Source organism: Hymenobacter glaciei, from assembly GCF_039539585.1.
Lineage (GTDB): Bacteria > Bacteroidota > Bacteroidia > Cytophagales > Hymenobacteraceae > Hymenobacter > Hymenobacter glaciei.
This window is the reverse complement of the sequence record NZ_BAABDK010000017.1, coordinates 263,222-283,122: the sequence shown is the minus strand read 5'-3', so window position 1 is coordinate 283,122 and position 19,901 is coordinate 263,222. Positions and strand designations below refer to the sequence as shown.

Genomic DNA, 19,901 nt, shown 5'->3' with positions numbered 1-19,901 from the left:
ACTGCTAATTCTACCCTTGCAAAAAATGGCCTTTTCCAAATTGAACCGCCCATTGGGTAGTCTGGCAATTATCGCCGGCTTGCTCTCCGTTGCTGCCTTTCGGCTGCCGCCGGAAGAAAATCCTTTCCGGCGCATCGTGAAAAGCCTGCTGGGCTTTTACGCTACGACCCTGCCCGAAAAAGCCTACCTGCACCTCGACCGGCCCTGCTACGCCAGCGGCGAAACGGTCTGGTTTAAGGCCTACCTGGCCGAAGCCGACTCGCACCGGCCCGATACGCTGAGCAAAATCCTGTACGTGGAGTTGGTGTCGCCCGAGCGCCGCATTGTCGCCCAGCGTACCCTGCGCCTGCAGGCCGGCGTAGCCCCCGGCGATATCGTTCTGCCCGACACATTGCCCGCCGGCACCTACCAGCTCCGGGCCTACACCAGCTGGATGCGCAATGCCGGCCCCGCATTTTTCTTCAGCCGGCCCCTGGCAGTGCTCGATGCGCGCGGCAAACTGCCCGCCGGCCCGCTCCCCGCTACGAAAACCGACCTGCAGTTCTTTCCCGAAGGCGGCAGCCTGGTTGATGGAATAGAAAGCGAAGTCGCCTTTCGCGCCGTTGACAGCCAGGGGCACGGGGCGGAAGCGCAGGGAGTAGTGCTCGATGGGCAGGGGCGGGAGCTGACGCAATTCCGCAGCCGTCATTTGGGCATGGGTACTTTCCGGCTGGCCCCGGCCCCAGGCCAGCACTACCGGGCGGTGGTGGCCGGGCCGGGCTCGGTGCGAACTGAGTACGCCCTGCCCGCCAGCCAACCCACCGGCTACGCGCTGCGCGTGAGCGAAACCGAAACCGACTTCCTGGTAACCATACGGCGGCACGCAGCGCCCGGCGCGGCACCAGCGGGACCGGCCATGCTGCTGGCCCAGGTGCGCGGGCAGGTGAGCTTCGCGGTGGCCGTGCCCGGTGCGGGGGCTGCGCCCGTGGCCGTGCGGCTGCCCAAGGCGAAGTTTCAGCCGGGGCTTGCGCACCTTACCTTGTTCGATGAGAAGGGAACGGCGGAGTGCGAACGGCTGGTTTTTGTGCCTAATCCACCCGGAGTACGGCTGACTCTTACCCCAAACAAAACGGCCTACGGCCCGCGCGAGGCCGTGCAACTGCGCCTGAAGGCCACCGACGCCACCGGCCAGCCCATTGCCGGGCAGTTTTCGGTGGCCGTCAGCGCCGCTTCCGTGGCCGATGACGGACCCACCATTGTCTCGCATCTGTTGCTGAGCTCCGACCTGAGCGGGCCCGTTGAAGCGCCCGGCTATTATTTCCGTGAGCCACAAACTCCGGAAATTCGCCAGGCACTCAACGATTTGCTGCTCACCCAAGGGTGGCGTCGCTTTGTGTGGAAAGAGCTGCTGGCTAATACATTGGCCAAGCCCGAATTTCTGCCAGAGCAGGCCCTGACGGTGAGCGGGCAGGTGTTGACGGCGGCCCGGCAACCCGCCGTGCGTACCGTGGCCTATTTGCAAACCAACCCCGCCCGCCAGGCCGAGATGCCCGCCGATGCCAGCGGGCGCTTCCGGTTCCGGGGCCTCGACGGCCTGGATACAACCCAGGTAATGGTGCGCGCCCAGCCCTTGAAGGGCGAGCGCGAGCTACTGATTCGGGTGCTGGGCCCCCCGCCCATTGGGGCTATGCTGTCCGCGGCGCTGCTCACGAGCCCGGCCGGTTCTTCGGCACTGGCTGCCTACGTACATGCCAGCCAGCAGCAGCACACTGCCGAAAAGAGCCTCGCACACTCGACCATTGCGCTGAGTACGGTGAAGGTGCTCGGCAACCGAACCAAAACCGATGATGGGATTGCGCGGCCTTATTCGCTGGGCAACGCCAAGGTGCTGCAAGTGGGCGAGCTGGCTAAAAACGGCAATAGCCAAACGGTAGCCGACTACCTGCAGGGACGCCTGGCGGGAGTCACGGTGTCGGGTGGGCACGTCAACATCCGCAACATCATGTCAATGGGCGGTAATGCGGCCAAAAATAATTTCCTAGTTGAGGCGCTGTACCTGATTGATGGTACTGTCGTGTCGGCCAGTGATTTTGCTGCCTTTCCAATCAGCGACACCGAGTCCATTGATGTGATGACGCAAAACGGGGCCGGGCTGTTCGGTACCCAGGGCGCCGGCGGCGTTATCGCAGTGCATTCGCGCAAGGTGGGTTTGGTGTATGACACCGACCCCAAGGACGCCTTTGCGGCGGCCCGCACCGGCCTGCTGTCAATGCAGGTGCCGGGCTACTACCGGGCGCGCGAGTTCTACGCGCCGCGCTACGAGGCAGCTGCTTCCACGGCCCTGCCCGACCCGCGCTTCACCACGCTTTACTGGGCCCCCATGGTGCAAACCGACGCGACCGGGCAGGCCCAACTGTCGTTCTATACCTCGGATGCCGTTGGCCGCTTTCGGGTGGTAGGAGAAGGCTTAGGCACGCAGGGCCTGCCCCTGAGCGGCACTACTGAGCTAGTGGTACAGCCACAGCCTACGCGTTAGGGAGATGCTTTACGTTTGGGCAGTAGCTGGGTCGAATCCACACCCGTACCTTGTGCGCCGTTGCCCCAGCAAAGTATTTTGATGACCCCGGTGAAAAGGTCCCGCGTTTTGCACCTGCCTAAGTGGTACCCGCACCGCTACGACGACCAGGACGGCGACTTCGTGGCCCGGCACGTGGCGGCCATCGCGGCCCACGGTGGCGTGGATAGCGCGGTGCTGTTTGCCGCCGTGGCGCGTGGCCCACTGCCGGGTTTGGTGGAGGCGGACGAGGATTTCAGTGGCCCCGTACCCACGCTGCGCTACTACTACCGCGCCACGCCCACGGGCCTGCCGCTGCTGGATAAACCGCTGAAGCTGCTACTGTATTTCTGGTGCCTGCTGCACGGTTACCGGCGGCTGCGGCTGCATTGGGGCGGCCAGCGGCCCGACCTGGTACACGTGCATGTGCTGCTGCGCACGGGCCTATTTGCCTGGGTGTTGCGGGCGGTGCGGAGCATTCCATTCATCATCACCGAGCACTGGACGCTGTATTTGCCGGAGCGGGCCGGTGGTATCGGCTGGTGGCGGCTGGTGCTGACGCGGGCGGTGGTGCGCCGGGCGGCGGCGGTGCACACGGTGTCGCGCAACTTGGCTAATGCGCTTGCTGCGTTAGGAATACAGAATGCGCGAACTGCTTATATTCCCAACGTAGTCGACACCGACCTGTTTTATCCTCCGCCGGTGCGGCGTAGTTCTGGCTTCGAGCTACTGCACACTGCTGCTTTCAACGAGGCGGCCAAGAATTTGACGGGGCTGTTGCGCACGGTGGCAGGTTTGCGCACACAGATGCCAGAATTGCGGCTTCGCATCGGAGGCTATGGCCCCGATGAGGCCTTGGTGCGCCAGCAGGCGGCTACGCTGGGCCTACTAGCCGATGGCACCGTAACCTTCCTGGGCAAGCTGACTCATGCTCAGGTAGCGACAGAAATGCGAGCAGCTGCCTGCTTTGTGCTTTTTTCAAACGTGGAGAACCTGCCGTGTGTGCTGATTGAGGCGCAGGCCAGCGGGTTGCCTGCCGTAGCCACCCATGTGGGCGGCGTGCCCGAACTGCTCCCCGCCGACGGCCGCTATGGCCGCTTGGTAACGGCCGGCGACGAAACCGAACTGGCGGAGGCTATACTGGCTACGTTCGCTGCTCCGCCCGCGCCCGAAGCCATGCGGGCGCGGGCACTGGCCGAATTCAGCGAAGCAGCCGTAGGACTTGCATTCGGGAAGTTGTACCAGCAGGTGCTAGACGGCGCGACTTGAATCTGGCGTTCTTGCGCTCCCAAATTTCCCCTTCATGCTTCAGCGCATTCTTCGGCATTTCACGGCGCGGGTCCTTACAGCGGGGCTGAGCTTTGCGGTGGTGTGGCTCACGGCGCGCTACCTGGGCGCGGCCGGGCGCGGGCAGGTCAGCCTGTTTCTGACCGATGTGTCGGGGCTGGCGCTGCTGGCCGGGCTGGTGGGCGGTTCGTCATTGATATACCTGGTGCCGCGCCGCAACGTGTGGCTGCTGTTGCGGCCGGCCTACGCCTGGGGCACGGCCGTGAGCTTGTTGGGGGCAGCCGTCATCACCTTGCTGCGGCCGGTGGGCATGGCCTACGGGCTGCACTTGGCCGCCGTGACGCTGGTGCAAGTGCTGCTATCCATCAACGTGCTGCTGCTATTGGGGCGGCAGCGTGAACAAACCTATAATCTGCTCACTACTGCCCAGGCGGCGTTGCTGGCCCTGGCCCTGGCAGTGGCCTATGCGGGCGCGCACTGGCTGCGCATCGAGGCCTATTACTACGCCAACTACCTCGCCTATGGGTTGCCCTGGCTTATCAGTACAGTGCTGCTGCTGCGGTTGCCCGATGCCTGGGCGGCCAGCCCGCGCCGGGGCCGGGCCGGCGCCCGCGAGCTCGCGCGCCACAGTCGGGGCGCGCATCTCAGTAACCTGCTGGCCTTTGCCAACTACCGTTTCAGCTACTACGCGGTGGCAGCGCTGGCCGGGCCGGCGGCACTGGGCGTGCTCTCGGTGGGCGTGGCGCTGGCCGAAGCCATCTGGCTGGTACCACGCAGTACCGCTCTTATTCAATACGTTGCGCTGGTGAACGCGGCCGACAAGCACGGGCAAACCCATGCGGCCTTGCACGGCAGCCGCCTCACGCTGCTGGCCACAGCCGGCGCGGTGCTGGCGCTGGCCGCGGTACCGGCCGGGTGGCTGGCTGCAATTTTTGGTCCCGAATTCGGGGCCGCGCACGGTGTGATTCTGGCCCTGGCTCCGGGCATTCTGCTGAATGGGGCCGGCATGCAGGCCAGTACGTACTTCGCGGGGGTGGGCCGCTACAGCGTGAACAACCGCGCCACGCTGCTGGGCCTGGCCCTCACGGTGCCCGGCTGCCTGCTGCTGGTGCCGCGCTTGGGCATCGAGGGAGCGGCTCTGAGCATGACGCTGGCCTACACGACCTCCACGCTCTATCTATTCGGCCATTACCGTCGCGCCATCGGGGCTGTCTGGGCCGATTTGTTGCCGGGTTGGGCTGATGTGAGGTGGCTGATGACCAAAGCAGTCACCCCGCGACGCGATGCGGTGAAATAATGCGACGACTACTGCTGCAGTGGCACTACCTCATCAGCTTGGAGGAAAGCACCGGCCTGGTAAATATCGCGCGGCCAGGCAATTGGCTGGCGGAAAGTGCAGCAGCACCCGGGCTCAGCGGGTACCAATGAAAGCCTGCCACAACAGGGAGCCCAGATTGGCGCGGTCGAGTTGCGGGTAAGCCTGCCAGATTTGGTCGTAGGCGTCGTTCTGGGTAATATCCTGGCGGTTTACCTGCTGGCCCAGGGTGGTGGCCAGTTCCTGCAATTCCGCCATCTGCCGGGCCACGTCAACCTCTTGGGCAACTGATAGAGTTGGAAAAGCAGCCTGAGCAGGCCCGGTAGATTTGCTTCGGGCAAAGCCTGGCAGGCTAATAGCCAAAGCGTAGTCCAGTGGGTCGGTAAACAAGCGCGGCGCGGGTAGAGGGCGGCGCCACCAGCGGCCCAGAAAGTTGGTCCAGTTCATTACATAAAAGTAATCGGGCCCAAGGGCGATTTCTTGACAAACCGCATTCACCAGGCCGGCCACTACGTCGCCCCGTGCGGCTTCGGAGTCAATGGCCGCTTTAGCGTCGCACCTCCACCCAGCCCTTCAGGCGCTGGCCGTCGGGGTAGGTGAGGAGGTAGTAGTACACGCCGTCGGGCTGGCCGGGGGCGCTCCATTCGTCGTGGTAGGCGGGGCTGTCGAACACAAGTTGGCCCCAGCGCGAGAACACCTGCAGGTGGGGAGGGCAGTCAGGGCCCAGCTTAAAGGTCTGGTTCTGGGCATCGCCATTGGGAGTGATGATGTTGGGGACTTTACGCTCCAGCACTGTGACAGGAGCCAGTTCCACTACCGTTTCGCAGAGGCCCTGGAAGTAGCGCGCCCGCAGGCGGGGCAGGTAGGTGCCAGGAGTGGCGTAGGTATGCACCGGGTTGGTATCGGCCAATTGTGTGCCGTCGCCAAAATCCCAAATGGGTACCAGCGGGGAAGTGGGGCTGCCCAGCGAAAACTGCACCGTCAGGGGCGCCAGCTGGGTTTCGGGGCACGAGGTCGGGGCCCAGGAGGGGCGCAGCGCTGGCGGGTTCGTGACCGCAAAGCGCCGGGTAGCGGCCAGGCTGGTGCAGCCCGCCGCACTCGTGTAGCGGTAGCTGACGGTAAACGGCCCCGCCTGGCCCTGCGGCGCAGCAAAGCTGAAGCCTGTAGCCACGCTGCCACTCACCCCCGGCCCGCTGAAGATGCCCCCTGCCGGGCTGCCACGCAGCGCCACCGGCGCACTGCCAAAGCAGACGGTGGTATCGGCCGCCAAGGCAGAGGTTGGCAGCGGCGCAATCACCACGGACTGGCTGGTTTGCACGGTGCAGATGCCTACCGTTACCGCGTAAGCCAGTTGATAGGTGCCCACCGGTAGCGTAGGTGTGAAAATATAGCCGGTTGCCGCACTGCCGCTCACCCCGGGCCCGCTGAACGTGCCGCCCGCCGGCGTAGCTGTCAGCAGCACGGGTGCGTTGGGTACCGATACACAGTACGTGCGCTGCAGCAGCGGCGTAAACACCACCGTCGGCGGGGCTACCACCGTAATGCGGCGCGTGCCCGTGGTGGTGCACAGCCCGGTGCTGGGCACGGTGTAGGTGAGGGTTTGCACGCCCACCAGCGCCGCCGAGGGCGTAAACACGTAGCTCCCCGGCCCACCGCTCACGCCTGGCCCGGTCCAGATGCCGCCGGTAGGGTTGCCGGCCAGCGCCTGTGGGCCCGCGTTGGCGCACACGTTCTGGTCGGCGCCCGCGTCGGCTATTTCGGGTCGAAAATCGAGCACGAAGGCCGCGTTGTTGCAGTTGGCCGCGTAGCCCGGGTAGCTGCTGCCATTTACGGTCGAGTACGTGTTGGCCCCGGGCGGAATAGGGAAGCCCGAGCTTGAAAAGCACGAGCACACTGCTTCGTACACAATGCCGCGCGGGTCGAAGCGCGAGGTGCCGCCGTCGACGTGCTCGCCTTCGGTGCCGGGCGTCGTGTCGCCGTAGTAAGTGGCGTAGTCGAGGCGGGTGAGGCCGGCCGAGAACTGGGCCAGGTAAAAGTCCGAGCCATCGGTGGTGGACTGAGCTGCGTTGCTGGTTACGGGCAGGCCATCAGTGGTACCGTTGCCGTTGAGGTAGGGCCACATAGCTGCGCCGGTGGGCGAGGTTCGCCCGTTCACCTGGCCGCCCCAGCCGCACACATACACCCGGTCGCAACGGTCGACGAGGAAGGCGGTGGGGTCGAGGTTGACCAGGCCATTGTTCGCCGGCAGGCTGCTGCCAAACACCGTTGAGAGCTGCACCTGGGCTAGGGTGGCGTCGAGCTTTTGAATAAACTGCGTGCCCTTGAGCGTGGTGTACAGGCCGGGCGTAACCAGAAAGTCGCCGCGCGTCTGGCCCAGCAGGTACACGCCGCCATCGGTGCCCAGCTGCAGGAAAAAGGCTTGGTCGTAGGCCGCCGTGCCCACGTAGGTGGCCCGCCGCAAAGTGGTGCCGCCGGCTGCAACGCGCGCCACAAAGCCGTCCACGTCGCCGGGCCGGGTGGGCTGCGTAGTGCCCGCCGTGGTCGGGAAATTGGCGCTGGTGGTACCGCCGGCCACATACACCTCGCCAGTGCCGGGCTCCACCTGCAGCGAGTAGGCCGCATCGGCCCCGCTGCCGCCCAGGTAGCTGGCCCAGTGCACCGCATCAAGGCTGGGGGTGAGCTCGACCAACAAGGCATCGGAAGTGCCGCCACCGTAGCTGCGGCCCAGCCCTCCAGCTACCGGAAAGTCGCGCGACGTGGTGCTCGAAGCCAGGTAAACGTTGTCGGCTGCATCCACGAAAATATCGCCCCGGAAAGGGTCACCGTAGTTATGGGCCAGCTGCAGGGTCGAACTCTGGGCCGAGAGCACGGGGTCGAGCGGCAGCAGGCCCTCGTTGCCGGTGCCGCCCAGGTAAGTGGAGCCAACAAGACCAGTGCCGGTGGCGTTGAGACGCGTAATCACTAGGTCCGAGCCGTGGGGCAGGTTGTAGGGAGCACCGTAGCCGAAGGGGTCGGCGGGAGTGCCGCCGGCATAGGTGGGCTGCGCCGCGCGGGCCGTCACGGGAAAATCGTCCGAGCCCGAAGTGCCCAGCACCAGCAGTTCGCCCCGGCTATTCGCCACCAGACTGGCCGGAAAATCGGCATCATCGCCGCCCAGGTAGGTGGCCCACACCCGCGCCGGCGGCCCGCTCACGTGGGTGTCGAATTTGATGATGGCAATATCGACCAGCGCGTTGAACGACGTTTGAAATGCCCCCGGTGTGGTGGGGTAGCCTACCTCAAACGCAATGCCGCCCGAATACAGGTTGCCGGCCGGGTCGTAGGTGGCCGTGAAGCCCCAGTTGTTGGCCGCCGAGCCCGTGTAGCTGGCAAACACCACCACCGGGTCGATGACGAGGGTGCGGCCGTGGTCGTAGTTACCCAGACCGAAGCGCACGGTGTTGTCGGTGAGCACGTAGCGGCAGCGCACGGGCTCGCGGCCACCCGCGGCATTGGTTTGCCAGGCTTGAGGCGCGTGCTCTACCACGGTGCCCACGCTGGTCTTAACCACGAGGTTGCCAGTCTCGTCGAGGACCAGGGCATCGGCTCCTTCGTGGCGCAGGCCAATAGCAGTGGCGTCCGCGCCAGGGGCGAGCACGAAGTCGTATTCCAGCTGCTGCTCCTTGTTTTCGTAGAGGCGGGCGCTCACGCCGGGCCACAGGCCGTCGTAGCGCAGGGCACGGTAGGCGGGCACATCGGCGGCCCAGTGGGCGGGGTCGTTGCCAAGGAAGTAGCTGCGGTGCTCGGCGGTGCGGGTTTCCGGGGCAATGGCCGCCGGCCCGGCGCCGGCAAAGCGCAGCGTGAGGGCATGGCCGCGCAGGGGGGCATGCTCGGTGCTGGCTTGGTTGCCGGACGGCCCCCGGTGGTTGCGCTGGCCCGGGCCGCCATCGGCGAGCAGGGCCAGGGTGAGGCCGTCGGCTTCGACAAACAGACGGCCGCTGGGTAGTTCGGCAGCGTAGCGTACCGGTGCGGCCCACTGGCCCTGGTTGGCCACAAATTCCAGCGTAGCGCCGGCCGGCACCGGCGGGGGCGGCGTTTGGGCAACGGCAGGGCCGGCCAGCAGGGTAACGGCGGCGAGTAGCAGTGGCTTCATAGGCGCGGGGAAGGATAGACTATCGGAATGGCAGTACTAACATTTTCTGATAACAGCCTTCTGGAAGGCACTACAATGCCTGGTCGGTGCTAGCGCCGCACTTCGAGCCAGCTTTTCTGGCGGCGGCCGTCGGCATCACGCAGCAGGAAGTAGTAAATGCCGTCGGGTAGATTTCGGGCATCCCAGTCGTTGTGGTAATCGTCGGACTGATATACGCGTTGGCCCCAGCGCGAGTACACTTCCAGCGAGGTAGGCTGGCAGCTAAAGCGGGGCTTAAACGTGTCGTTGAGCGAGTCGCGGTTGGGGGTAATGATGTTGGGAAGCTTTACCTCGCCCACTTCAATCGGTGAAAACCCGGTGAGTGCCTGGCAGTTGCCATAGCGGGCCGTGAGGCGGATGCGGTACAAGCCCGGCTGTGCGTACAGGTGCGTCGGTGTGGGCTCTATGCTCACCTGGCTGCCATCGCCGAAGTCCCATTCGTAGGTGGCTTTGGGGGCCAACAGTACCGGCGTGAGCGTGGCCTTGAAGGGCGCGAGGCCGGCATACTCGGGGTGGCTGTTGCACACCGGCAGGTTCAGGCCCACGTCTTGAGCCGACACCGGTGCCAGCACCACCGTGCGGGTGGCCGAAGACTGGCAGGGACCATCGCGCACGGTATAGGTGAGGACGTACACGCCGCCCCGATTGTTGGTATTGGGCGGGCTGAAAAAGCCTGCGGCCGTAACGCCTGTGCCGCTCCAGGTGCCGCCGGCCGGGGTGGCGCCCAGCAGTTGGAAGGGCCGCTGCAGGTCGGCGCACAGCGTGCTGTCGCGGCCGGCATACACTGCGGGCGGGCGCACCACCCGCACCTGCCGAGTCGTGACGCCGCAACCCATCGAGTCGACCACGTTGTAGGTGAGCGTGTGCAGCCCCGCGCCGGCCGCCGCCGGGTCGAAGCGCCCGTTGCTCACCCCTGGCCCGCTGAAAGAGCCGCCCACCGGGGTAGCAACCAATGCCACCGAAGCTTGTGTGGTGCATAAGTCTGGTACAGGAGCTATTGCGGGCACCACAGGTGGGGTCACTACGTAGCGCACGTAGCGGGTGCTCACACAAATACCCGTGGTAGCCACCGCATAGCTGATGATGTATTGCCCCGGCCCCACCGCCGTGGGCACAAACCTGAAGCCGCCACCCGCCACGGCCTGCACACCGGGGCCGCTCCAAGTGCCGCCGGCCGGGGTGCCGCCCAAGGCTACCGCGCCACCATCCAGGCACACAAAGCGGGCCGGGCCGGGGTCGGCTTGGAGGAGTTCGAAGTTCATTTTAAAGGCTCCGTTGTTGCAGTTCGAGCTGCCGTTGCGGATGGTGTAGGTGCCCGCGCCGGGGGGCTGCGGAAAGCCCTGCGTGCCCCGGCAGCTGGCGCACACGGCCTGGTATACCACCCCGCGCTTGTCGAAGCGCGAGGTGCCGCCGTCCACGTGTTCGCCCACGCCGCCGTACTCGCCAAAAAAAGTGGCGTACTCCAGCTTGGTCAGTCCGGGCGCAAACTGGGCCAGGTAAAAGTCCGAGCCGTCCGTAACGGACTGCACTGCGCCTGGCGTCACAGGCAGGCCCGTGGTGGTGCCGCCCAGGTAGCCGTTGTTGTCGGTCCCCCCCCAGCCGCTGATGTACACCCGCTCGCAATCGTCGACCAAAAAGGCAGTGGGTACGATATTGGGCTGTTTGAATGCGGTACCGGGGACGCCGCCAAAGGTGATGCTGAACGGAGCAATTGCCAGGTCAGAATCGAGCTTTTGAATAAACTGCGGGCCGCCGGGCTTGCCCGCCAGCCCGGGAGTGTTTGGGTAGAGGCCCAGCGACTGGCCCAGCACGTATACCCCGCCCGAAGCGTCGAGCTGGAGCAGCTGCGCCAGGTCGAGCAGGCTGGTACCCAAGTAGGTGGCGCGCTCCAATGTGCGCCCGTCGGCGCTGATGCGGGCCACGAAGCCATCGGCGGCGCCTCCGGGAGCGGTGGCGAGGTGCGAGCCGGGCGTAGCCGGAAAATTAACCGAACTGGTGCCGCCGCACACAAACACCCGCCCCTGCCCGTCGCGCTGAATGGAAAACGCGGCGTCCTGGCCGTTGCCACCCAGCAGGCCGGCCCACAGCACCGTGCGCAGGTCCGGGCTCAGCTTGCACACCACGGCATCAGATGCCCCGCCGCTGTAAGTAGGCCCGAAGCCGCCGGCCAGTCCCGGAAAGTTAGACGAGGCGGTGGAGGCCGCCACGTACACGTTGCCCGACCCATCGAGCAGCACGTCGCTGCGGAAAGCGTCGCCGTAGTTCGCCGTCACGCTCGAACCGGCATTTATCACGCCGTCGCTGCCCGTGCCACCCAGGTAGGTGCTGGCCAGCAGCGCCCCGCCATCGGCTCGCAGGCGCGTCAGTATCAGGTCCGACCCGTTGGCCATGTAGTAGAGCGAAGCCGTGGAGCCGAAGGGGGCCACCCCCGGGCCGCCCCGAAAAGTGCTTTGCACCGCCCCGGCCGTGGTGGGGTAGTCGCGGCTCGAGGTGCTGCCCAGCAACACCAGCTCGTTTTGCCCGTTCACCACCAGGCTGTGCGGAAACTCGGTGTTGTTGCCGCCCAGGTAGGTGGCCCACACCCGGGCCGCCGGGCCGCTCACCGTGGTGTTGTATTTGATGAGGGCAATGTCGGCCAACCCGGCAAAGAATGTTTGAAACGCCCCCACGGTGGTGGGGAAGCCAATGTCGAACGCAATGCCGCCCGAGTACATATTGCCCGCGTTGTCGTACGTCGCCGTGAAGCCCCAATTGTCGGCTCTCGAGCCGGTGAGGGTCGAAAACTGCACCGTTGGGTCGATGGTGAGGGCGCGGCTGGGGTCGTACTTGCCCAAGGCAAAGCGCACAGTATGGCCAGCCAGCACGTAGCGGCAGGCTACCGCTTGCCGCTGCCCGGCGGCATCAAACTGCCAGGCCTGCGGGGCCAGTTCAGTTGTGGTGCTCACGCTGGTTTTGATGACGAGGTTGCCGGCGGCATCCAGGGCCAGGGCCGAGGCCCCGTCGTAGCGCAGGGCCACGCGGGCCGGGTTGGCGCGCGGAGCCAGGAGCACGTCGTATTCCAGGCGTTGGGACTGGTTTTCGTACAGCGTCAGGTCGATGCCTGGCCACAGGTTGGAGTAGCGCAGCTGGCGGTAGGCCCGCACGTGGCTGGCCCAGCGGCGGGCGTCGCTGCCCACGAAGTAGTTGCGCTCGCCGGGGGTGGCTTCCGTTGCCGTAAGGCGGGCGCGGGAGTTGGCTTTCTCAAAGAAGATGGAGTAGGCGTGGGCCGCAATTGCATCCTTAGCCGGAACTACCAGAGCCGCCGGGGCCGCAGTGCCCGAGTGGTGGTGCTGGTCGAGAAAAGCGGGGTCGTAGAAGGCGTAGGTAAGGCCGGTGGACTGCACAAACAAGCGGCCGCTGGGCAGCGCCGCCGCGTAGCGCACGTGCTCATCCCACTGCCCCTGGTTGCTGATAAACTCCAGGCTTTTACCCTCGGGCGCGGGCGAAGCGGCTTGCGCGGCCACGGGTAGCATCAGGCTCAAAGCCAGGCGCCAGGCCCGGCCAACAAAGCGAAAAGGTAGCGTCATACAAAAGGAAAGGGAACGCAAAAAGGAAAGGATAACCCCAGTGCCGGGCCCGGGGCGCAGGCCGAACGCCGGCTGCGCAAAATTCGTGCGAGGGTGCAAGCGAAGGTATGGCCGCCGGGCTCGCCCTACCTTTGCCGCACCTCCTCGTTTGTGCCGTGCGCCGTTCTTTTGCCTTTAAGCTTACCCTTCTCACCCTGGCCTGGCTGCTGTTGGCCATTGCCTGCGAGCAAATTCCGGCGCGGGCCTTCTGGCCGGCGTCGTTCGGGGCGCTTACTACGCCGGTAGCGCTGGTGTGCACCGCGCTGCTAGCCCTGTACTGGCTGCGGCGCAACTGGCGGGTAGCGCTGTTGCCTCTGCTGGCCCTCGGGTTCACGTGGCCGCACGTGCAGCGCGGGCTGGCGTTACATCCGTCACAGTTGATAACTAATTACGAGCAAGCGGTTCGCACTAATCAAGGCTTGCATCCCACTTTTTTGTCTGAGGTGGGCACTGCGGGTACCGTTTCGCTGCTCTCGGCCAATGTCCGCATCTTCAACGTGTATTCGGAGCTGCGCGAATCCGACGATGCGTCGTCGAAAAACTTCATTCACTGGTTGGCTACCAGCCCGGCCGACGTGCTCTGCCTGCAGGAGTATTACAACGAGCCCGGCGGCTCGCCCGAGGGCGGCAAAGTGTTTCGCAGCGACGAGGCCATTGGCCGGGCCAGTGGCCGGCATTCGTTCGTGTCGACCAGCCTCACCAACCGCATCGGGGCCGAGTTCGGCATGGCCATCTTTTCGCGCTTTCCCATTGTGCAGCGCGGCACCATTCCCTTTGGCAAGCTCACCCAGAACCACGCCATGTGGGCCGACCTGGCCCGCCCGAAGGACACCATCCGCGTGTTCAACGTGCATTTTCAGAGCATGAGCATGGCCGAAAGCGACATCGTGAAGGCCACCGAAAGCCGCACGGGTCTCCGCCAAAAGGCGCCGAACCTGCTGCGCCGCTTCCGCAACGGGGCCGTGGCCCGGGGCACGCAGGTCGATACCGTGCTGGCCCGGGTACTGCGCTCGCCCTATCCTGTGCTGCTGGCTGGCGACTTCAACGACCTGCCCTATTCCTACACCTACGACCAGCTGGCCGACCACATGCAGAACTCCTGGGCCACCGCCGGGCTGGGCGTTGGCGCTACCTACCACGGCCAGCTGCCTTTCCTGCGCATCGACCAGCAGTTTGCTTCCAAAGAGTGGCAGGTACTGGGCTGCCGCGTACACCAGGAAGTAAAATGGAGCGACCACTACCCGGTGGAAGCGCTGTACCAGTTGAACCGTTGAACGATGTAGAGACGCGACCCTTCGCGTCTCGGCGTTCGCTTCGCTGGACTTCGTTTGCTGATGTTGTTTATGTTGGGGCAAGCGGCAAGCCGTTCAACGCCGAGACGCGAAGGGTCGCGTCTATACATCGTTCTACCAACTGCCAAATGGCTTCGCTGGCCCTGCCAACCCCTCCGAACCTGCCGCGCAGCCGACGAAACGCTCAGCGCAGCCCTCCGCACCATCCGCCGGCTCCTCCGGACACTCAGCCCAGCACTCCGGATGCTCAGCACAAGACATTAAACGCTCAGCCCAAGCTCTTTTTGGGCGTTCGGCTGCTTCGGGCCACCCGTTGAAAACTTCTGGTGGCCGTTTGGCGATTTTAGCCCGACCTGCTCGGCCTTTGCCACCAGCCGCTTTATTCCCCGGGGACAAAATTTCAGGAGCTTCCCAGCGCTCTCAAATCCCCTACTTTTGCACCATGTCGCTTCAGCTTTATAACACGCTTACCCGCAAAAAAGAAGAATTCCAGCCCGTGCACCCGCCCCAGGTGGGCGTGTACCTGTGCGGCCCCACCGTGTACAGCGAGGCCCACTTGGGCAATGCCCGCGGCCCGGTGGTGTTCGACGTGCTCACGCGCTACCTGCGCCACCTGGGCCACCAGGTGCGCTACGTGCGCAACATCACCGACGTGGGCCACCTCGAAAGCGACGCTGACACCGGCGAAGACAAGATGGAAAAGGCCGCCCGCGCTGCCCGCATCGAGCCCATGCAGGTGGCCCAGCACTTCACCAACCGCTACCGCCAGCACATGCTGGGCCTGGGCTGCCTGCCGCCCGACATCGAGCCCCAGGCCAGCGGCCACATCATCGAACAGATTCAGGTGATTGAGGAAATCATCGCCAACGGCCTGGCCTACGAGGTGAACGGCTCGGTGTATTTCGACGTGCCCAAATACAACGAAGGCGGCCAGCGCTACGGCAAGCTCTCGAACCGCAGCATCGAGGACCAACTGGCCGGCACCCGCGCCAACCTCGAAGGCCAGAGCGAAAAGCGCAGCCCACTCGATTTTGCCCTCTGGAAAAAGGCGTCGCCCGAGCACATCATGCGCTGGCCCTCGCCCTGGGGCGAAGGCTTCCCCGGCTGGCACCTCGAGTGCTCGGCCATGAGCCGCAAGTACTTAGGCGAGCTGAGCGACATCCACGGCGGCGGCCTCGACCTCATGTTTCCGCACCACGAGTGCGAAATCGCGCAGAGCCAGGGCAGCCACTCGCACACCGACGAGGCCCGCATCTGGATGCACAACAACATGATAACCGTGAACGGCACCAAGATGAGCAAAAGCCTGGGCAACTTCGTGCTGCTCGGCGACATGTTCCTCGGGCCGACCGGGCCGCTGGTGTCGGGCTACTCGCCCATGGTGGTGCGCTTCTTCCTGCTGCAGGCCCACTACCGCTCGCCGGTCGATGTGAGCGACGATGCCCTGCAAGCCGCCCGCAAAGGCTACCGCAAACTGATGAACGGCCTGCGCCTGCTGGATAAAGTAGTTGTTAGTGATTTGTTGTCAGTTGTTAGTGAGGGCGGAAACATCCTGACAACGGACAACCAACAACTAACAACTGAAGCCGCGCAGTTGCTGGCCCTGGCTGCCAAGCCGGCCGAATTTCTTGACGACGACCTGAACACGCCCCGCGCCCTGGCGGCTTTGTTCGATTTGCTGAAGCGCTTCAATACGCTGGCCGCCAACCCCGCCGCGCTGGCCGAAGTGGGGCCCGCTACCCTTGCCCAAGCTGCTGCCACCTACCGCGTGTTGGTGCAGGACGTGCTGGGCCTGCGCGACGAGCCCCGCGCCAACGTGGAACAGCTGCTGGAGCTTACCCTCGGCTTCTACTCCGAAGCCAAAGCCGACAAAGCCTACGACAAAGTAGACCAGATTCGCGGGGCCCTCAAAACCCAGGGAATCGTGATAAAAGACACCAAGGCCGGCGTAGAGTGGGCCTACAGCGAGGAATAAAGATGTAGGGGCGGGGCTTGCCCCCGCCCGGCTAGCGGAACGACGGCCGAAGTTCGTTCACCATCATCGTTCAACCGTCCGGGCGGGGACAAGCCCCGCCCCTACAGCATGAAACTCGCAACCTTCCGCCTTCCCCTCGCTGCCCTGGCCGGCCTTGTGCTGCTCACTGGCTGCCCCGACAAAAAGTCTACCGAAACGGCCGAAAGCAGTGTCCCGGCCGCCGCGCCTGCGCTACCCCAAGCGCCGGTGTTCAACGCCGACTCGGCCTATGCCTTCACGGCGAAACAGGTGGCCTTTGGGCCACGCGTGCCCAACTCCAAGGCGCACATTGCCACCGGCAACTGGATTGTGGCGAAGCTCAAAAGCTATAAGCTGAAGGTGATGGAACAGCCCTTCGAGGCAATGACCTTCGATGGCACCAACATCCACGCCCGCAACATCATTGCGCAGTACCAGCCGCAGGCGGTGCGCCGGGTGGCCGTTTTCGGCCACTGGGACACCCGGCCCTTTGCCGATGCCGACCCCGACCCCAAAAAGAAGAACAAGCCCATGGACGGTGCTTCCGACGGCGCCAGCGCCGTGGCCGTGGCCCTCGAAATGGCCCGTATTCTCAGCCAGCTGCCCGAGGCCCAGGCGCCCAACGTGGGCGTCGACTTCATCTTCTTCGACGCCGAGGACTGGGGCCACGACGAAACCACTCAGAAAGACGTGAAGAACCAGCTCGAAGGCGGCACCACCGACTCGTGGTGCCTCGGCTCGCAGTATTGGGGCACGCACCTGCTGCCCGCCAACTACAAGGCCGAGTACGGCGTGCTGCTCGACATGGTGGGGGCAAAAAACGGCAAGTTCACCCGCGAGGCAACATCGGTTGCCAGCGCCGCCTTTGCCCTCGATAAAATTTGGGGAGTGGCCGCGCAGCTCGGCTACTCCAACTACTTCCAGTACGAAAACACCGGCGGCATCACCGACGACCACGTGTACACGAACAAGGCCGGTATTCCCACCATCGATATCTACCACTACAACTCACCCGACAACTTCTTCCCGGCCTACCACCACGCCACTTCCGACAACATGAGCGTCATCGACCGCCAGACGCTGAAAGCCGTGGGCCAGACGATGACGCAAGTGCTGTTCGTGAACTAACGTAACCAGCCGTAGCCCCAGCCTTTGCTCTTGCTGCCCGCAGTTTTACTCGAACTTTAAAAAGTGGCCGTCGGGACAATCCGACGGCCGCTTTTGGTATAATTCAGGCTCACCTTTCGCATTTTCTCCAGTTGAAATTTTTCCTTTCCAGCCTGCTATTGCTGGTGCTCACGTTGCCTGCACTGGCCCAATCCAAGCTTAAAACGTCGAACAGCACGGCTTTTTTCTTTCGGCAGCGTGTTGATGTCGTAGCCTTTGCCGGCTACGCGTACCGCCTTTCGGCCCGCATGAAGCTAACCGCGCCCGATGGCGACAGCGCCAACGCCAACGTGTTTTCGGTAGTGGTCGGCGCGAAGGACAACTACCTGAAAACCGACTCCAATTTTGGCCGCATGCGCGCCCGGCGGCGCGATGGCCAGTGGCGCACCTTCAGCCACCAGGGCAAGCTTCCGGCCGGAGCCGCCCGGCTGGCCATCATGGGCCAGGTATTTTTGAATGGCACCTTCGGCTTCGACGATTTTCGCCTTGAAGTTGAAACTGCTAAAGGCCGCTGGCAGGCCGTGCCCGTGCCCAACGGCGACTTCTCGGCCGCCCGCGCCGACAGTGCTAGTGGCTTTCCCAACAATTGGCGGCCCCTATCCCTGGCCACTGGCTTCCGCTTCGGCACAGCCACCGATGCCGGCAATCCTTACTTCGAGATAACCGGCTCGGGCGTGGTGAACTACGGCCGCAATGCCTGCGCCGGCCACACCGTGGCCCTAAACGGTGTCAAGCTTTACTACGAAACCTATGGGCAAGGTGAGCCCTTGCTCTTGTTGCACGGCAATGGTCAGTCCATCAGTGCCTTCAATAACCAGATTCCGGAACTCGCCAAGCACTACCAGGTAATTGCCGTGGACACCCGCGCCCAGGGCCAGTCGACCAACGGCCGGCAGACTCTCACCTACGACCTGTTTGCCGACGATATAAGCGCCTTGCTCACCGCCCTGCATATTCCGGCCGCCCACGTTGTGGGCTGGAGCGACGGCGGCAACACCGGCATCAGCCTGGCCATGCACCACCCGCAACAGGTGAAAAAGCTGGTGACCATGGGTGCCAACCTCTGGGCCGATACACTGGCCGTAACCGCCGCCACGCTGAAGGAAGTAAACAAAGACATCCGCCTCGTCACTTTCATGGGGCCAATAAATAAGCAGGCCCGGCAGGCGCGCCCGTTGCTGAAATTACTTCGCGACTATCCCCGCCTCAAAGCCGCCGACCTGACCGGCATCACGGCGCCCACGCTGGTGCTGGCCGGCGAGAAGGACGTCATTCAGGATGCCCACACCCGCCTGATTGCCAGTAGCCTGCCGCATGGGCAGCTGTGCATCTTCCCCGGCCTCACGCATTACGCACCGCGCGAAGACCCTGCTACATTCAACGCGGCCGTGCTGGGATTTCTGCAGGCGCGTCTTTAAAGCAAAAAGCCCCCCAGAGCTAGTCCGAGGGGCTTTTTATGGTCGACGTTCGAACGATTAGTTGCGCGCCTCAATGAATTCCTGGTTGGCCTTGAACCACGCCAGCGTCTGGCGCAGGCCTTCGCGGATGCGCACCTGCGGCTGGTAGCCCAGTAGGCGGTTGGCCTTCGAGATATCAGCCAACGAGTCGCGGATATCTCCGGCGCGGTCGGGGCCGAATTTCGGAGCTAGGTCCGAGCCGGCTTCCTCGCGCAGGATGTCGTACATCTGCACCAGCGAAGTGCGGTCGCCCACGGCGATGTTGTACACTTGGCCCAGGGCCTCGGGGTTCGTCACGAGCGCGGCGCGAATGTTGGCTTCCACGCAGTTCTCTACGAAGGTGAAGTCGCGGGTCTGGCCGCCGTCGCCGTTCAGCGTGGGCGGCTCGTTGCGCAGAATAGCGTCGATAAACAGCGGAATCACAGCCGCGTAAGCGCCGCCCGGGTCTTGGCGTGGACCAAAGATGTTGAAGTAGCGCAGGCCGATAATCTCCATGCCGTAGGTACGGGCGAATACGTCGGCATACAGTTCGTTGGCATACTTGGTGACGGCATAAGGCGAGAGCGGCTTGCCGATGCGGTCCTCCACCTTGGGCAGGCCGGGGTGGTCGCCATAGGTCGAGCTGGAAGCGGCGTACACGAAGCGTTTCACACCCGCATTTTTAGCAGCCGTCAGCATCTGCACAAAGCCGCCCACGTTCACGTCGTTCGTCAGCACCGGGTCCTTGATGGAGCGCGGCACCGAGCCGAGCGCCGCCTCGTGCAGCACCACGTCCACGCCTTCGCAGGCGTTGGCGCAAACGGCCGCGTCACGAATGTCGCCGTCCAGGATTTCGAGGCGGGAATCGCCGGAGAAAAGCGCCAGGTTTTTGTGGAAGCCGTTGGAGTAGTTGTCCAACGTGCGCACCTTTTTCACGCCGTATTTCAGCAGGTACTCCACGATGTTGGAGCCGATGAAGCCCGCGCCGCCGGTTACAAGAAAGGTCAGGTTATCGAGCGGCTGCTCGTGGAAGGGATTGTCGTACACGATGATTAATGTGGTAAAATGTGAAAATGTGGGAAATATGAAAATGCTTTAGCGC

Annotated in this window: 11 protein-coding genes; 7 read left to right on the top strand and 4 right to left on the bottom strand. The window is 64.2% G+C overall.

All coding sequences use genetic code 11. The annotated features are described in order from the left end of the window. Nucleotides 1-25 precede the first annotated feature (25 nt). The 3 genes from ABD837_RS11950 to ABD837_RS11940 all read left to right on the top strand — a co-directional run bounded on the left by ABD837_RS11950 (nucleotide 26) and on the right by ABD837_RS11940 (nucleotide 5,117). Nucleotides 26-2,515, top strand: coding sequence for a TonB-dependent receptor (locus tag ABD837_RS11950; protein WP_345054586.1), 2,490 nt, complete (start codon nucleotides 26-28; stop codon nucleotides 2,513-2,515). Between the two features lie 90 nt (nucleotides 2,516-2,605). Continuing rightward, entirely contained in the window at nucleotides 2,606-3,802 is a 1,197-nt protein-coding gene (locus ABD837_RS11945; protein ID WP_345054583.1) for a glycosyltransferase, read from the top strand. A 34-nt stretch (nucleotides 3,803-3,836) separates the two neighbouring features. Then, nucleotides 3,837-5,117, top strand: coding sequence for a lipopolysaccharide biosynthesis protein (locus ABD837_RS11940; RefSeq protein ID WP_345054581.1), 1,281 nt, complete (start codon nucleotides 3,837-3,839; stop codon nucleotides 5,115-5,117). A gap of 114 nt (nucleotides 5,118-5,231) precedes the next feature. On the opposite strand, the gene ABD837_RS11935 is transcribed toward ABD837_RS11940, so the two are convergent. From ABD837_RS11935 to ABD837_RS11925, 3 genes are all read right to left on the bottom strand, one after another. Then, nucleotides 5,232-5,582: a hypothetical protein gene (locus tag ABD837_RS11935; protein WP_345054578.1), complete on the bottom strand. Its 351-nt coding sequence runs from the start codon at nucleotides 5,580-5,582 to the stop codon at nucleotides 5,232-5,234. Nucleotides 5,583-5,682: 100 nt separating this feature from the next. Then, nucleotides 5,683-9,267 carry a DUF7948 domain-containing protein gene (locus ABD837_RS11930; RefSeq protein WP_345054575.1) on the bottom strand — a complete coding sequence of 1,195 codons (3,585 nt, stop codon included), beginning with the start codon at nucleotides 9,265-9,267 and terminating at the stop codon, nucleotides 5,683-5,685. A gap of 89 nt (nucleotides 9,268-9,356) precedes the next feature. Further along, complete coding sequence (locus tag ABD837_RS11925; protein WP_345054572.1) at nucleotides 9,357-12,872, bottom strand: DUF7948 domain-containing protein; 3,516 nt, start codon at nucleotides 12,870-12,872, stop codon at nucleotides 9,357-9,359. A 155-nt stretch (nucleotides 12,873-13,027) separates the two neighbouring features. Between ABD837_RS11925 and ABD837_RS11920 the strand changes: the two genes are divergently transcribed. From ABD837_RS11920 to ABD837_RS11905, 4 genes are all read left to right on the top strand, one after another. Next, entirely contained in the window at nucleotides 13,028-14,185 is a 1,158-nt protein-coding gene (locus tag ABD837_RS11920) for an endonuclease/exonuclease/phosphatase family protein (protein ID WP_345054569.1), read from the top strand. 460 nt (nucleotides 14,186-14,645) lie between these two features. After that, nucleotides 14,646-16,178, top strand: coding sequence for a cysteine--tRNA ligase (gene cysS / locus ABD837_RS11915; protein ID WP_345054566.1), 1,533 nt, complete (start codon nucleotides 14,646-14,648; stop codon nucleotides 16,176-16,178). Between the two features lie 108 nt (nucleotides 16,179-16,286). Continuing rightward, nucleotides 16,287-17,324 (top strand): M28 family peptidase, encoded by a 1,038-nt coding sequence (locus ABD837_RS11910; RefSeq protein WP_345054564.1) that lies wholly within the window; start codon nucleotides 16,287-16,289, stop codon nucleotides 17,322-17,324. Between the two features lie 131 nt (nucleotides 17,325-17,455). Then, nucleotides 17,456-18,781 carry an alpha/beta fold hydrolase gene (locus ABD837_RS11905; protein WP_345054561.1) on the top strand — a complete coding sequence of 442 codons (1,326 nt, stop codon included), beginning with the start codon at nucleotides 17,456-17,458 and terminating at the stop codon, nucleotides 18,779-18,781. A 57-nt stretch (nucleotides 18,782-18,838) separates the two neighbouring features. Here ABD837_RS11905 and ABD837_RS11900 read toward each other — a convergent pair whose 3' ends face one another. Then, a complete protein-coding gene (locus ABD837_RS11900) occupies nucleotides 18,839-19,846 on the bottom strand; it encodes an SDR family oxidoreductase (RefSeq protein WP_345054558.1) in 1,008 nt (335 codons plus the stop codon). Nucleotides 19,847-19,901 lie beyond the last annotated feature (55 nt).